Raw genomic sequence first — 15040 nt, forward strand, 5'->3', positions numbered from 1 at the left:
GTGACCCTTGATCCGACGATTTGGCAGAATACCCCAGTTTTTGTGACGGGCCATACTGGCTTTAAGGGAAGTTGGCTAAGTCTATGGCTCCATCAATTGGGAGCAAATATTTATGGCTATGCCCTAGCACCGCCGACCCAACCAAATCTATTTGAAGTGGCTGAAGTCAATCGGTTTTTAAGCCAAGACACTCGGGCCGACTTGGCAAGCCTTGCCACCCTGCGACAGGCCATGATGAATGCCCAACCCCATGTTGTCTTCCATCTAGCGGCGCAACCCCTAGTTAGAGAAAGTTACCGCAATCCCCTGGGCACATTTGCCACCAATGTGATGGGCACAGCCCATGTCTTAGACATTGTGCGAGATTTACCATGCGTCAAAGTAGTTATTATTATTACCACTGATAAGGTTTATGAAAACCATGAGTGGGTCTACCCCTACCGTGAAGTAGATAGATTAGGCGGTTATGATCCCTACAGTGCCAGTAAAGCCGCTGCGGAATTAGTGGTTTCCAGCTATCGCCGTAGTTTTTTTAGCGGTCAAGAACAGCCAAAACTTGTCACAGTACGAGCAGGGAATGTGGTGGGTGGAGGTGACTGGGCTGTAGATCGACTCGTGCCTGATTGTTTGCGGGCTTTTGAAGTAAATCAACCCGTGTTGTTACGTCATCCCCAAGCAGTACGCCCCTGGCAACACGTCCTAGAGCCACTTTCTGGCTACTTGCAACTGGCTGAGAAACTTCTTACTTCTGGTGTCTATAATGGTGCCTGGAACTTTGGCCCGGGTTCTAGGGGAGAAGCCCAAGTGGGAGAAGTGGCCGCAATGATGGCAGTTCTTTGGGGTGAAAATGCCCAAATTAATGCTGAGATCATGACTAACCAACCCCATGAGGCTAGCCTTTTAAGGCTGGATATTACCCGTGCCCGCTGTGAATTGGGGTGGTCTCCCCGATGGTCAATTCAGCAAGCCCTAGCGGCAACCATTGAGTGGCATCGGGCCTGGTTGGCGGGTCAAGAAATGGCTACGTACTCTTTAGGGCAAATTAATGCCTATCAAAATAGTGTGGGAGAGCTATGAGTCTAACGCTTAAAGAAACCCCAATTACTGGAATGGTTCTTGTCCAAGGTCAACCGTTTCGAGATCGGCGGGGCTTCTTTTATCGAGCATTTTGTGATCAACAGTTGGCTTCAGTCTTGGGCGGTCGAATCATTCGCCAAATAAATATCTCACAAACCATGGAGATTGGGGCAATTCGCGGACTCCACTTTCAAACTCCACCCGCTACTGAGATGAAACTGGTTCGCTGTCTTCGGGGCCGAGTCTGGGATGTTGTCGTTGATTTACGAGAGGGTTCAAAGACATTTTTGGAATGGCATGGTGTAGAATTAGAGCCAAATGCCTCGATAATGGTTGTGATCCCTGAAGGATGTGCCCATGGTTTTCAAGTTTTAGAGACAGGTAGCGAATTGCTTTATCTTCATACGGCTCCCTATACCCCAACGGCAGAAGGTGGGCTACGCTACAATGATCCTCGCTTGGGTATTTCTTGGCCCCTAGTGCCAACGGATCTGTCCCAGCGAGATCAAACTCATCCCCTGTTAGCTGATGAGTTTTCAGGAATCAGTTTATGAAGTGTCGTCATTGTGGTGCTGACATGACTCTTCCACTGATAGATTTGGGCAGTGCTCCTCCTTCAAACGCTTATCTAACACCAGAAAAGCTTCATTCCCCAGAATTATGGTTTCCCTTACGGGTCTTGGTTTGCCAAAAGTGTTGGCTGGTTCAAACAGAAGATTTTACTCAAGCAGATGAGTTGTTTAATGCGGAATATGCCTATTTTTCGAGTACATCCAAAAGTTGGTTGGCCCATGCAGCCCAGTATAGCCAGGCAATCATTAAAGACCTTGGGCTAAACTCGGACAGTTTTGTGATTGAAATCGCCTCAAATGACGGCTATTTGCTGAAAAACTTCGTTAAGAAAGAGATTCCTTGCTTGGGCATTGAACCTACGGCAAGTACTGCCGCAGTAGCTGAAAAATTAGGGATTCCAGTCCTACGGGAATTTTTTGGGGAACCATTAGGTCAACGATTAGCAGACCAAGGACAGCAAGCCAACTTAATTGTAGGGAACAATGTGTATGCCCATGTGCCGGACATTAACGATTTTACCCGTGGGCTAAAGGCTGCACTCAAACCCGGTGGAACAATCACCCTAGAATTTCCCCATGTAATGAAACTTATTCAACAGGTACAATTTGATACAATTTATCATGAGCATTTTTCCTATTTATCTCTCTATACTGTGAATAAAATTTTCAATGATGCTGGCCTCAAAATTTGGGACACTGAAGAGTTATCTACCCATGGAGGCAGCCTACGGGTTTATGGATGTCACAAAGATGATCGGAGATCGATCACTGGAAGAGTCCAATCGATATTAGATCAAGAGGCAACTGCTAGTTTACAAAACCCAATTCCCTATCAAACCTTTCAAGAAAGGGCAAATACAGTCAAAAACCATCTTATTTCATTTTTAGTTGAACAAAAACGAAAGGGAAAACAAGTTGCTGCCTATGGAGCTGCTGCCAAGGGAAATACACTGCTGAATTATGCTGGTATAAAACCGGATTTACTACCCTATATTTGTGATGCTTCTCCTGCCAAACAGGGAAAGTTTATGCCAGGGAGTCGTATTCCTGTTGTAAATGAAAGTCAAATCAAAAGCACTAAGCCTAGTTATGTGGTGATTTTACCTTGGAATTTAAAAAAAGAAATCATGCTTCAGCTTGAGTATATTCGAGATTGGGGGGGAAAGCTGGTTTTGGCTATTCCCCAAATGGAGGTAATATGAATTCTCGTATTTACTACACGAAGCCTTCTATTACTGAATTAGAAGTTGAGTATGCTACGGATGCCGCTCGCAATGGCTGGGGAGATCGCTGTTATGAATATATTGATCGATTTGAGGAAGCATTTAAAAATCATCTTGGTGTAAAGTATGCCATTGCAACTTCAAGTTGCACGGGTGCATTGCACATGGGTATGGCAGCTTTGGGAATTGGCCTAGGTGATGAAGTAATTCTGGCAGATACCAATTGGATCGCTACCGCAGCACCCATTGTACATTTAGGAGCAAAACCTGTCTTTGTAGATATCTTACCGGATAGCTGGTGCATCGACCCTGAACTAGCGGAAGCTGCTATTACACCTAAAACAAAAGCAATTGTTGCAGTTCATTTGTATGGCAATTTATGCGAAATGGATCGTTTGCTAGCTATTGGGAAGAAATATGAAATTCCAGTTATTGAAGATGCAGCAGAGGCGATCGGTTCGATTTATCATGGAAAACGAGCTGGAAGTATGGGCAAGTTCGGGAGTTTCTCCTTTCACGGGACAAAGACACTAACTACTGGTGAGGGTGGGATGTTTGTCACAAACGATGCTGATCTTTATGAAACTGTACTTACTCTTTCTAATCATGGACGCGCCAGAGGACAAAAAAAGCAATTTTGGCCAAATATGGTGGGCTTTAAGTATAAAATGTCTAATATTCAGGCGGCGATCGGTTATGGACAAATGCAGCGCATTGATGAACTAATTGATCGGAAACGTGAGATTCTGAAATTTTATAAAGATCATCTTGAGTGTCTTGAGGGTGTGTCGATGAATCCTGAGCCAGAGGGAACGATTAATGGGGCATGGATGCCCACCATTGTCTTTGATAAACAAACTGGAGTGACCCGCGAACAGTTACAATCTCTTTTCACATCAGAAAATATAGACGCAAGAGTATTCTTTCATCCTTTGTCGAGTTTATCGATGTTTGAGAAGAAAGAAGTTAATATAAATTCATGGAATATTCCATTACGTTCGATTAATCTACCTAGCTATTATGATATAAATCAACAATACCTATCTTTTGTTATAGACTGTATTTCCAAAAAACTAGAAATTATGTCTAAATGCTAAATAATTTACTTACAGAAGAACAAGTAACAGAGTTTAATGAATACGGCTATATTGTCATCAAAGGATTCTACAACCGTAAGGTAGAGATAGAGCCTATATTATATGGTATTTGGAAATATTAAAATCTTTTAAAAATATAATATTGAAATAGAATCTAAAGACTTTTCTCCTGAGACCTTTGATTATGGCTATCAAAAGTTAATTTCTGTTAATCGTAAATATGGGGGGGAAGTGTATGATGCTATTAAACAGATACCTGCCTTTATGCGTCTGCTTAGTTTAGAAAAAAACGATCGGGTATTTATGCAATTACGAAACATTAATACTCCAGCAATTGCCGCAGCAGGCTATGGTATTCGCATTGATAACCCTCACGAAGAAAAATATCGTTCTTTGTGGCATTACGAATATAGAGATCAGTTGAGAAGTATAGATGGTATAGTTTTCTGGAGTCCCCTGGTCAATTTAATCTCTGAAATGGGGCCAGTACAGATATGCCCACGATCTCATGTGGGTGGATTACGGCGATCTTATTTGAAAGATCCAGACAATCCTGAAAAAACGGGAGTATATGCAATGCGCTTAGAGAATGAAGAAGCTTTAATTGCTCAATATGGTACTGTTGCACCACTTTCTGAACCAGGAGACTTATTATTAATAGATTTTCTTACTTTACATTCATCGGGTGTTAATATTTCTGAAAGATCTCGCTGGAGTATACAATTTAGGTACTTTAGTTTTGAAGATCCCAGCGGAATTCGCATTAATTGGACTGGTTGTGTCGCCAATGGTACACAACTTAAAGACATTCATCCTGAATTAGTTATAGATTAGCGCTTTGCGTGGATCCAAGTTGTCTTCAAATCTAACATCAACTACTATGATTAACTGTGCCTTAACTGGAAAAACTTTAAAAAAGCCAATTTATGAATCGCAAGGAAATTTATCTGTTACTTCTTTGAGCCAAACTTATGAGGGCAAAACCGTTGTTTATTTTAATGAAGAAATAGGTCATTTACAGACTAAAGAAATCAAAGATATTGAAGTTTACTACGATAAACAATATCAATTCTTTAATCAAAGTGATGAAGATGATATTTTATATAAGGTAATTGATGGCAAAAAAGTCTTTAGACAAGAGCATCAGGTTAATACTCTATTGTCAAAGATTAATTTTGAAGCCGGGATGCAAGTCTTAGATTATGGCTGTGCTAAGGGTACAGTGATGAAACGTCTGGGTTTACATAATCCCTCCGTAGAAATATACTTGTTTGATGTCAGTCAAATGTATGTCAATTTATGGGACAAATTTTTGCCTTCAGATCATTATGCTTCTTACAAAATAAAACCAGAATGGCACAAGAAATTTGATTTAGTTACATCGTTCTTTGCTTTTGAACACGCCCCATATCCTGTCAAAGAACTGCGTAATATTAATAACTTACTAAAGGATGGCGGATATTTTTATTGTATTGTGCCTAATGTCTTTGAGAATACAGGTGACTTTATAGTTGCTGACCATGTACATCATTATAGTGATGTATCCTTGAAATATCTGTTAGCAAAAGCAGGTTTTGAAACTGTTGAAATTGATGCTTTCTCCCATTTCGGTGCTTACATTGCTATAGGCAAAAAGAAATCGCAAAACTCGCTAGAATTTGATATTAATTCCCAAAAATTGGCAGACGTAGTAAATGCCGTGCAAGAAACAGCCAATTATTGGAATACCTTACAGGATAAAATTTGTCAATTTGAGCAGTCTGTGAGAGGACAAAAATCCGCCATATACGGAGCAGGTGTTTATGGTAGTTTTATTGCTACATGCCTTGAAAATTTAAATAATGTTCAATGCTTCATAGATCAAAACCCGCTTTTACACAACACAAAAGTAATGGGTAAGGATATACATCATCCCGATGACTTACCCCAAGATGTAACCAGTATTTATGTAGGGATTAACCCAAGAATTGCATCTCAAATTATTGGAGGTATAGCTTCATGGAAGGACAAGAAATTATCTATTTTGTATTTATAGAAACACAGGATATGCGTATAGGAATTTTAGCATCTAGTGGAGGAAGTGCATTTATAGAAACATGGAAAATACTTTGCAAATATTCATCCACTAAGCATGATTATTTTGTTTTTACGGATAGAGAATGTGGAATCGAAAATTTTTGTCGCAACAACGATATTCCATATAAACGAATTACATATGTTGACCGCAAACGGTTTTCGATAGAAGCTAATGAATATATCTACAGTATTGGTGGTGTGGATGTAATCTTTTTATACTTTTTGCGAATATTAACAAAAGATCTCTTTATGAAATATCCTTGTCTCAATATACACCCTGCGTTGCTACCTGCTTTTAAAGGGATAAATGCTGTTGAGCAATTTATTCAATCTGGAGCTAAATTCATGGGTGCTACACTACATCTGATAGATGAAGGTATAGATACTGGAGCTATTATTGCTCAGATACAAACACCTATGCCCCATCAAACTAACTTAGAAAAAGCTTCTAAGGTTTCTTTTTTGCAAAAAGTATATTTAACTTTGATAGGGATAGAACTACTTGAAAAAAACTATATTGCTTTTGCTAACGATTTCTCAAGCTTTGAAATAATAGAAGCTTTACCTTATTCCCTCTCTGCAAACCCGATATTACAGAATTCAAATTTTGTGGAGGGATTTCTTGAGTTGCAACAACATGAAAATACTAAAATAATCAACTCATAAGATGAAAATAGTTATCTCGCAACCCATGTATTTCCCTTGGATTGGTATGTTTGAGCAGATAAATTTATGCGATGCTTATGTAAATTACGATGATGTTCAGTTTTCTAAAGGTAGCTTTACTAATCGTGTACAAGTAAAAACTAATTCGCTGGAGGGGTTTAAGTGGCTTACAGTTCCTTTAAAAAATCTAAAGCTGGGTGTTTTAATTAATGAGTTAGAAATAAACAATCAAAAGAATTGGCAAAACCAACATTTAGAAATACTTAAGCAAGCATATAAGAATGCTCCATATGCCAAGGAAATGTTAGAGTTAGTAACTAATCTTTTTGATTTGTCTCTTACTACTATTTCAGAATTATCTATGAAAAGTATGGGACTGAGTATTCACTACTTTGATCTTGCAGAATATAAAACTTTTTATACTGCTTCTAAAGTTGGAATAGAAGGTAGTAGCTCTGAGAGAGTGTACCGGATAGTTAAGCATTTAAATGGAACACATTACATTACTGGCCATGGGGCTAAAAATTACTTAGATCATTCTCTTTTTGAAAAGAATGGGATTAGAGTAGAATATATGAACTATCTCAGGCTGCCTTATCCACAGCAATTTTCTGGATTTAACCCTCATGTTTCTATACTAGACCTTATTGCTAATACTGGTAAACAGGGTAAAGCATATATCAAGTCTTCAACAATCTATTGGAAAGAATTTCTAGCATGAATCCTATTGAACAATTTGATCAATCAAAGTCTATAAATATTGCAGGTTTGGGAAATGATGATAATGTGCAGAAGTCAGCTATTCAGTTTATGCTGGATTCTGCTCCTTACCAGTACACTTATAATTTTACTTGGCTTGGTCGCCCGATTATTCAGTATCCGCAGGATATAATTGCACTGCAAGAGTTGATATGGAAAGTTCAGCCTGATTTAATTGTTGAAACAGGTATTGCCCATGGTGGATCACTGATTTTTTCGGCTTCGATGCTAGAGCTTAACGCGATCTGTGGTGGTTGCCAAGATGCAGAGGTTTTGGGATTGGATATTGATATTCGCACCCACAATCGGGAAGCTATTGAATCCCATCCGATGTTTAAACGCATTTCGATGATTCAAGGATCGAGCATTGATCCTGAAATTATTGAACAGGTGAAGGCAAAAGCATCTGGCAAGCAGAAAATTTTAGTATTTCTAGACAGCAACCATACCCACGATCATGTATTGGCTGAACTAGAAGCTTATGCACCATTGGTGTCAGTCGGCAGCTATTGCGTAGTGTTTGATACCATAATTGAGGATTTACCTGATAATATGTTTAGTGACAGGCCTTGGGGAGTGGGTAATAATCCAAAAACAGCCGTGTGGGAATACCTGAAAACCCATCCTGAATTTGAAATCGATACAAATATTCAAAATAAACTTTTGATCACAGTAGCCCCCGATGGTTATTTAAAACGTCTTTAGAGCAGAGAATATGGTCAAGGCAGATAAAAATTTAAAAAAATTGACCTTAGTAATGCTGAGTTATAATAGGCAACTCTATGCATTACGAAATATGAGATTTTGGTCTGGAAAAGAAGTTTTCCTTCATGTTATTGATGGTACATCATATCCTATTGATAATAATGATTTACTTATTTTTTCCGATAATATTTTCTATCATCATATTCCCCTTTCTTGTCAGGAACGCCTTGGCTATGCTGTTCAATTTTTGGCTACTGATTATGTGGCTTTAATTGGAGATGATGAGTTTTTCCTTGAAACTAGTTTACTTGCTTCGATTAATGAACTAGAAAATGATCATACACTTGTTGCATGTATGGGCTTGGCAATAGGCTTTCAATATAATTCCAGTGATAACAGTATTATTGCTTCATCGATATATGAGTCCCTTAAGGATCATAGTATTCAGTCTGAAGATCCCTGTCAACGAATGATAGATCATATGAGTCAATATATCTGTTCGACAATATATTCAGTCGTAAGACGTGAAGTTTGGATTCGCGCATTTCAAGCTAATATTAATTATGAATTTCCAATATTCGCTATTGGTGAGTTGCAATTTGAATTATCAGTAGTATATTTTGGAAAATCGAAAATTATTCCTTATCTTCATTGGCTTCGATCATTTGAAAATCCATCGATTTCCAATTCAGAAGATATTAGTCTGAGTAGAAATAACCAGTTTCACGAATGGTGGTTAGCACCTGAAAAAAATGATTTTCGTGAAGATTTCATAAACCATACATTGCTACCCTTACTAGACGCTAAAACTAATGAAAATGAAAAAATAAAAATTAAATCTGCCATTAAGAAAGCTATGGATAATTATTCAAACTTATGTACCAATAATTTGAAAAAAAATAATATTACAAATTCATCGAAATCAATATTTAAGTCAATAACACCTTTCAAATATTTATGGGGTATAATGAGAAAAATCAAAGAAAAAATTTACTTAATATTTGATTTTAATAAATTTCAAAAGGACAAAATTACCCTTCGAAAAATGTGTCAACAACTTAGTGATCAAGGAATATATGTTAAAATCGATGAAATTGATCGGGTAGAATCATCTATACGCTGTTTTTATGAGAAATCTGAGAAATAAGGCTTCATCCGCTTACAGGTATTATTTTAATACTTATCATCCCACTAATATGATTTTAGATATTTGTGGGGCCTGTAATGCTCAATGTCCTTTTTGCCCCCGAATTCATATGCCTGAAGAACGGGCCAGGGGGTTTATGGATCGTGAAACCTTTGATATTTCTGTTTCCCAAGCTGAATCAATGGGTATCACTGATGTTAGATTATATGCAACTGCCGAACCTACTTTACATCCTCAATTTGCTGAATATGTATCAATCCTAAAAGACAAGAATTTTTTTGTTACAGTTTCAACTAATGCATCAATGCTATATAAACATTTTGAGGTTCTCTCCAGGGTTGATTATCTTCAGTATTCAATTGAGGGTTGGGATAAAGAATCCTATGAAAAGTTCCGCTATCCTCTTAAGTTTGATATTGTAAAGCGAAATATTGAAGAATTTTGGAATTATATTCGTGACCATTCTCAGCGACCTTTGATTAACTGTAATTTACTTGCCACCCAAAGTGTGAATATTGATGAATTTTTTGCTTGTTGGGCTGATTTTGTTGATCAAATTTCAATATCACCATTAATGACAACGACACGGTACGATACCAAATCTGGAAAATTTATTTCCGAGCTTAATTCTGATATTCAAACTGATTATTATGATCATGAACGTGATCTAACAAGGTTTTGTACTTATCCCTTTACATATATCACTGTTGCATTTGATGGTAAACTGGCTCTTTGCTGTGCAGATTTTTCTGCAGAAATTAATTTGGGCTATATTTCAGATGGAATTGAGAATTGGAAAAATAATCAACTAATGAAAAAAATAAGGCATCAGTTTTCACCTTTTGGTAAAAAAGATATGTGTGCTGGATGTAATTTTTTTTTAAGGCCTACTCAATCAACAATTAGTGCCCTGTCTGAACAAGTTGAAAAATTACCAGTTCATTATAAATCTAAAGCAAAATTAGCATATTAATAATGAGGATTTTAGTTACAGGAGCAGATGGATTTATTGGCTCCCATTTGACCGAAACTCTAATTACTCAAGGATACAATGTTCGAGCTTTTGTCCTCTACAATTCCTTTAATTCCTGGGGTTGGCTCGATCGCCTGCCAAAACCAATCCGCGATAACTTAGATGTATTTGCCGGAGACATTCGGGATCCCTATGGTGTTAAACAGGCCATGAAAGGATGTGATTGTGTGCTTCACCTAGCGGCCCTGATTGCCATTCCCTATTCCTATCACTCACCAGATACCTACATTGATACCAATGTCAAAGGAACATTAAATGTACTCCAAGCCGCCCGAGAGCTAGGCGTTCAACGGCTCATTCAAACATCAACCAGTGAAGTCTACGGAACAGCCCAATTTGTACCCATCACTGAAGACCATCCCTTACAGGGCCAGTCCCCCTATTCCGCCACGAAGATCGCTGCGGATCAATTAGCCTATTCCTTCTATACCTCCTTTGGCTTGCCGGTGATCATATTGCGTCCCTTTAATACTTATGGGCCCCGCCAATCAGCTCGGGCTGTGATACCGACGATTATTAGCCAGATTGCTAAGGGGCAACGTCAAATTAAGCTCGGCGCGGTTTCACCGACACGGGATTTTAATTATGTTAAGGATACGGTTGCAGGCTTTATTGCTGCCCTAAATGCGGATCAGGGGATGGGTGAGGTGATTAATATCGGCAGTAACTTTGAAATTTCCATTGGCGATACCGCCCATTTGATTGCCGAAGTCATGGATACTGAAATTGAAATCATTACTGATGAAGAGCGTCTTCGACCTGAAAAATCCGAAGTCAACCGTCTTTGGGCTGATAATCGTAAAGCACAGGCATTGCTAGGGTGGCAACCTCAGTATGGGGGGCGTGATGGTTTTAGGCGGGGACTTCAGGAAACCGCTGACTGGTTTACAAACCCTGAAAATTTAGCTGCCTACCAAAGCGATCGCTATGTCATTTAGAGTTATTTAGGATTATTTAAGGACTCAGTGGGTGTGGATACTCTTGAGAGCAATTTTTTAGCCGCCCTAGACCAAGTCTTAGGAAAACCCAGTCCCTTTATCCCCCTCCATGAACCTGAATTTGGGGGCCGTGAGCGTGAATTTTTGAATCACTGCATTGACTCTACCTTTGTCTCATCGGTGGGTCAGTACGTGGATCAATTTGAAGCCCAGTTAGCTGAATTTACGGGGGCAAAGGCCGCGATCGCTGTTGTCAATGGTACCGCCGCCCTACATATTGCCCTACTCCTGGCAGGTGTGACTCCTGGAGATGAAGTCCTGGTGCCAGCCCTATCCTTTGTGGCCACTGCCAATGCCGTTGCCCATTGTGGAGCTATTCCCCACTTTGTCGATAGCGAGTTTTCTACCCTCGGCTTAGACCCCCTAGCCCTGCAAAATTACCTAGAGCGGATCGCTCAAGTAACGCCTCAAGGTCTGATCAATAAACTGACCCAACGCCGGATTGCGGCCATCATTCCCATGCACACCTATGGCCATCCCGTTTCCCTAGGCCCCTTACTTCACGTTGCCAAGCATTACCAGCTACCGGTCATCGAAGATGCGGCGGAGTCCCTGGGCAGTACCTATCAAGGCACTCATACCGGAACATTGGGCCTGGCAGGAATTCTGAGTTTTAATGGAAATAAAATTATAACTACGGGGGGCGGCGGTGCCATTTTGACCAATCATCAGGATTTGGCAAACCAGGCAAAACACTTAACAACCACGGCCAAACAACCCCATCGTTGGGAATTTTTCCATGATCACGTTGGCTGGAATTATCGACTACCCAACCTAAATGCCGCCCTGGGTTGCGCTCAACTGATGGAATTGCCTATGTTCCTAGAGAAAAAACGCCAACTGGCCCAAGCCTATCAAGACATTTTTAAGGAGATAGAAGGGATTAATTTTATTCATGCGCCGGAAAATTGTCTCAGCAACTATTGGTTAAATACAATTCAGTTAACTCAGCCGAGTCGAGAAATCCGCGATCGCCTGTTAACCATTGCCAATGATGCTGGATTCCAATGTCGTCCCACCTGGACACTCCTCCATCGGCTCCCCATGTATACCCATTGCCCCCGTGCCCCCTTACCCGTTGCCGAGCAATTGGAGGTGAGTTTGATTAATCTTCCCAGTAGTCCCAAGCTGGTCACGGGTCTGAGGGATTAATGGAAAATTTGCGAACGATTTGTGTTGTCACTGGCTCACGGGCGGAGTATGGCTTACTTTTCTGGCTTCTAAAAGAGATTAATGCCGATCCAGCCTTAAAACTGCAACTCATCGTCACTGGGATGCATCTATCTCCAGAGTTTGGTTTGACCTATCAGCAAATTGAAGCAGATGGTTTTAGGATTGATGCCAAGGTAGAGATGCTCCTGTCGTCCGATACGCCCGTCGGCATAACCAAATCCATTGGCTTAGGTGTGATTGGCTTTGCTGATGCTCTAGAAACCCTAAAACCGGATATTTTAGTTTTACTGGGCGATCGCTTTGAAATTTTAGCGGCGGCTCAAGCAGCCATGGTTGCTCGAATTCCCATTGCCCATCTCCACGGTGGTGAACTCACCGAAGGAGCCTTTGACGACAGTATTCGCCATGCCATTACGAAACTTGCCCACTGGCATTTTGTCGCCGCTGAACCCTATCGTCATCGGGTGATTCAAATGGGAGAGCCTCCCGATCTCGTGTTTAATGTGGGCACTCCCGGCCTAGATCATCTGGAGCATTTAGTCTGGCTGAGTCGCCATGAGTTAGAAACCCTACTTGATATGAAACTCAAGTCTCCCCTCTTTCTCGTCACCTATCATCCCGTCACCTTGGCGGATCAATCCCCAGAAACAAGTCTAAATGAACTCCTATTCGCCCTGGATGCCTTTCCTAAGGCAACGGTTGTTTTTACCTATCCCAATGCCGACACAGCAGGACGGGGACTCATTCAACAAATTGATCAGTGGGTCATCCAAAATCAACCGCGATCGCAGGCGTTTGTTTCCTTAGGTCAGCAACGGTATTTAAGTTTAATGAACCAAGCCGATGTGATTTTAGGTAACTCCTCTAGCGGTATCACCGAGGCTCCAGCCCTCAAAAAAGCCACTGTTAACATTGGCGATCGCCAGAAAGGTCGTCTCAAAGCAACCTCCGTCATTACCGTTGCCGAGAAATGCCCAGATATTATCACCGGGATCCACCATGCTCTTTCAGAATCATTTCAACGTCAGCTACCTTTAGTAGAATCATGGTATGGGTCTGGCCATGTTAGTCAGCAAATCAAAACCATTCTTCAATCTGTAAATCTTTCTACTCGAAAATCATTTTATGACATTATTTATGATTTATAACATGAGGGATTTAAGGACGATTGAAGCCTGTAAACCGATCTTCATTCCCTAGTTTCAATGATTGCCTCACCCCAGCCCACCCTCTCCCCCACAGACTATCTCCAGCTAGAGAGCCAAAGCCAGACTAAACACGAATATATTAATGGTGATACCTATGCCATGGCGGGAGCCAGCGATGCCCATATCACGATCGCCGGTAATCTTTTTGCCTTACTCCGCAGCCATCTACGGGGAAGGGGATGTCGAGTGTATATTGCTGACATGAAAGTCCGTGTTGAAGCGTGTAACTGTTTTTATTATCCCGATGTCATGGTGACCTGCCATCCCCAGGATCAAGAAACACCCCATTACAAAGGATTTCCCTCGTTGATTGTAGAGGTTCTCTCAGACTCTACGGAAGCCTTTGATCGTGGCGATAAGTTTGCCCATTATCAGACCTTGGACAGCTTGGACGAATATGTTTTGATCAACACAAGGCAGCAACGTGTGGAGTGTTTTCGTCGCAACCCAGAAGGGCTATGGGTTTTGCAATTCTATACCCCCGAAGCAAATGATTTTGAACTGCGGAGTGTAAATTTTTCCGATACCCTATGGGCATTGTACGAAGATGTTTTGCTGGAGCCACCCACTCAACGGCGGATTCCTTAAGCCAGATTAATAACCCAGACTAAAATGGTCTAGGAAGCCTATGGAGCTATCCTCAAATCAACTAAGACCCCATCAGCGATGGAACCGAGACCATGTATGCAGCCATCCCCCAAACCCTAACCTTTGCAGAATTCCTCGCATGGGATGACGCATCTGGTAGAACCTTTGAGCTATTAGATGGAATCCCCGTGCCCCTATCCGAACCCAATGCCAACCATGAAGACTTGATTGAGCGGCTCTGCACTTATCTAGAAACCTACTGCCAAGATCAAGCCCTTCCCTACGTCTCACGACAATCTAAGCAAGTGCGTCTCAAGACTGCCCCTGGAGATAGGGAAAAAAGTCGCAAAGCAGATATCGTCATTTTTGCAAAAGATGAATGGCAGCGAATGAAGACTAATTCTAGCTCCGCAGCCGCCTACGTGCCACCACCAGGCGTGATTGAAGTGGTGAGCAATAACTGGAAAGATGATTACCTGACCAAACTGGCTGAGTACGAAGACCTGGGCGTTTTGGAATACCTGATTATAGACTACGCCGCCTTTGGCGGAATTCGATATATTGGCTCACCTAAACAACCCACCATTACGATCTATCAACTTGAAAATGGTGAATATTTACCGGGAAAAGTATTTCGAGGAGAAGACCAGATCGCCTCGATTCTGTTTCCGGGCATTCCCCTAACGGCGGAACAAATTTTCGCCATGAGTCGTTAGTC

General features: G+C 40.9%; 16 protein-coding genes. All 16 read left to right on the plus strand.

The window, feature by feature from the left end; translation table 11 throughout:
- The 16 genes from rfbG to L3556_RS01280 all read left to right on the plus strand — a co-directional run bounded on the left by rfbG (position 1) and on the right by L3556_RS01280 (position 15038).
- Positions 1-1077, plus strand: coding sequence for a CDP-glucose 4,6-dehydratase (rfbG, locus tag L3556_RS01205; RefSeq protein WP_277865477.1), 1077 nt, complete (start codon positions 1-3; stop codon positions 1075-1077).
- Positions 1074-1631, plus strand: coding sequence for a dTDP-4-dehydrorhamnose 3,5-epimerase family protein (locus L3556_RS01210; RefSeq protein WP_277865478.1), 558 nt, complete (start codon positions 1074-1076; stop codon positions 1629-1631). Before rfbG ends, L3556_RS01210 begins: the two co-directional genes overlap by 4 nt.
- Positions 1628-2851 (plus strand): class I SAM-dependent methyltransferase, encoded by a 1224-nt coding sequence (locus L3556_RS01215; protein ID WP_277865479.1) that lies wholly within the window; start codon positions 1628-1630, stop codon positions 2849-2851. The genes L3556_RS01210 and L3556_RS01215 overlap by 4 nt, the downstream gene beginning before the upstream one ends.
- Positions 2848-3969 (plus strand): DegT/DnrJ/EryC1/StrS family aminotransferase, encoded by a 1122-nt coding sequence (locus tag L3556_RS01220; protein ID WP_277865480.1) that lies wholly within the window; start codon positions 2848-2850, stop codon positions 3967-3969. The genes L3556_RS01215 and L3556_RS01220 overlap by 4 nt, the downstream gene beginning before the upstream one ends.
- 231 nt (positions 3970-4200) lie before the next feature.
- Complete coding sequence (locus tag L3556_RS01225; protein WP_277865481.1) at positions 4201-4803, plus strand: phytanoyl-CoA dioxygenase family protein; 603 nt, start codon at positions 4201-4203, stop codon at positions 4801-4803.
- A 46-nt stretch (positions 4804-4849) separates the two neighbouring features.
- Complete coding sequence (locus L3556_RS01230) at positions 4850-6004, plus strand: class I SAM-dependent methyltransferase (RefSeq protein ID WP_277865482.1); 1155 nt, start codon at positions 4850-4852, stop codon at positions 6002-6004.
- Positions 5968-6711: a formyltransferase family protein gene (locus L3556_RS01235; RefSeq protein WP_277865483.1), complete on the plus strand. Its 744-nt coding sequence runs from the start codon at positions 5968-5970 to the stop codon at positions 6709-6711. Before L3556_RS01230 ends, L3556_RS01235 begins: the two co-directional genes overlap by 37 nt.
- Before the next feature lie 25 nt (positions 6712-6736).
- On the plus strand, positions 6737-7432 hold the full coding sequence (locus L3556_RS01240) for a WbqC family protein (protein WP_277865772.1): 696 nt from the start codon (positions 6737-6739) through the stop codon (positions 7430-7432).
- The gene (locus L3556_RS01245) at positions 7429-8175 is read left to right on the plus strand and encodes a cephalosporin hydroxylase family protein (protein WP_277865484.1); all 747 of its coding nucleotides are present in this window, start codon (positions 7429-7431) and stop codon (positions 8173-8175) included. Before L3556_RS01240 ends, L3556_RS01245 begins: the two co-directional genes overlap by 4 nt.
- 10 nt (positions 8176-8185) lie before the next feature.
- Positions 8186-9322, plus strand: coding sequence for a TIGR00180 family glycosyltransferase (locus L3556_RS01250; RefSeq protein WP_277865485.1), 1137 nt, complete (start codon positions 8186-8188; stop codon positions 9320-9322).
- A 49-nt stretch (positions 9323-9371) separates the two neighbouring features.
- Positions 9372-10295 (plus strand): radical SAM/SPASM domain-containing protein, encoded by a 924-nt coding sequence (locus L3556_RS01255; protein ID WP_277865486.1) that lies wholly within the window; start codon positions 9372-9374, stop codon positions 10293-10295.
- A 2-nt stretch (positions 10296-10297) separates the two neighbouring features.
- Positions 10298-11293: an NAD-dependent 4,6-dehydratase LegB gene (locus L3556_RS01260; protein ID WP_277865487.1), complete on the plus strand. Its 996-nt coding sequence runs from the start codon at positions 10298-10300 to the stop codon at positions 11291-11293.
- A gap of 33 nt (positions 11294-11326) precedes the next feature.
- A complete protein-coding gene (locus tag L3556_RS01265; protein WP_277865488.1) occupies positions 11327-12505 on the plus strand; it encodes a LegC family aminotransferase in 1179 nt (392 codons plus the stop codon).
- Positions 12505-13674 carry a UDP-N-acetylglucosamine 2-epimerase gene (gene neuC / locus L3556_RS01270; protein ID WP_277865489.1) on the plus strand — a complete coding sequence of 390 codons (1170 nt, stop codon included), beginning with the start codon at positions 12505-12507 and terminating at the stop codon, positions 13672-13674. Before L3556_RS01265 ends, neuC begins: the two co-directional genes overlap by 1 nt.
- 57 nt (positions 13675-13731) lie before the next feature.
- The gene (locus L3556_RS01275; RefSeq protein ID WP_277865490.1) at positions 13732-14322 is read left to right on the plus strand and encodes a Uma2 family endonuclease; all 591 of its coding nucleotides are present in this window, start codon (positions 13732-13734) and stop codon (positions 14320-14322) included.
- A 92-nt stretch (positions 14323-14414) separates the two neighbouring features.
- Positions 14415-15038, plus strand: a complete 624-nt coding sequence (locus L3556_RS01280; protein ID WP_277865491.1) for a Uma2 family endonuclease — start codon at positions 14415-14417, stop codon at positions 15036-15038.
- The last annotated feature ends 2 nt before the right edge of the window (positions 15039-15040 follow it).

This window comes from Candidatus Synechococcus calcipolaris G9 (genome assembly GCF_029582805.1).
Lineage (GTDB): Bacteria > Cyanobacteriota > Cyanobacteriia > Thermosynechococcales > Thermosynechococcaceae > Synechococcus_F > Synechococcus_F calcipolaris.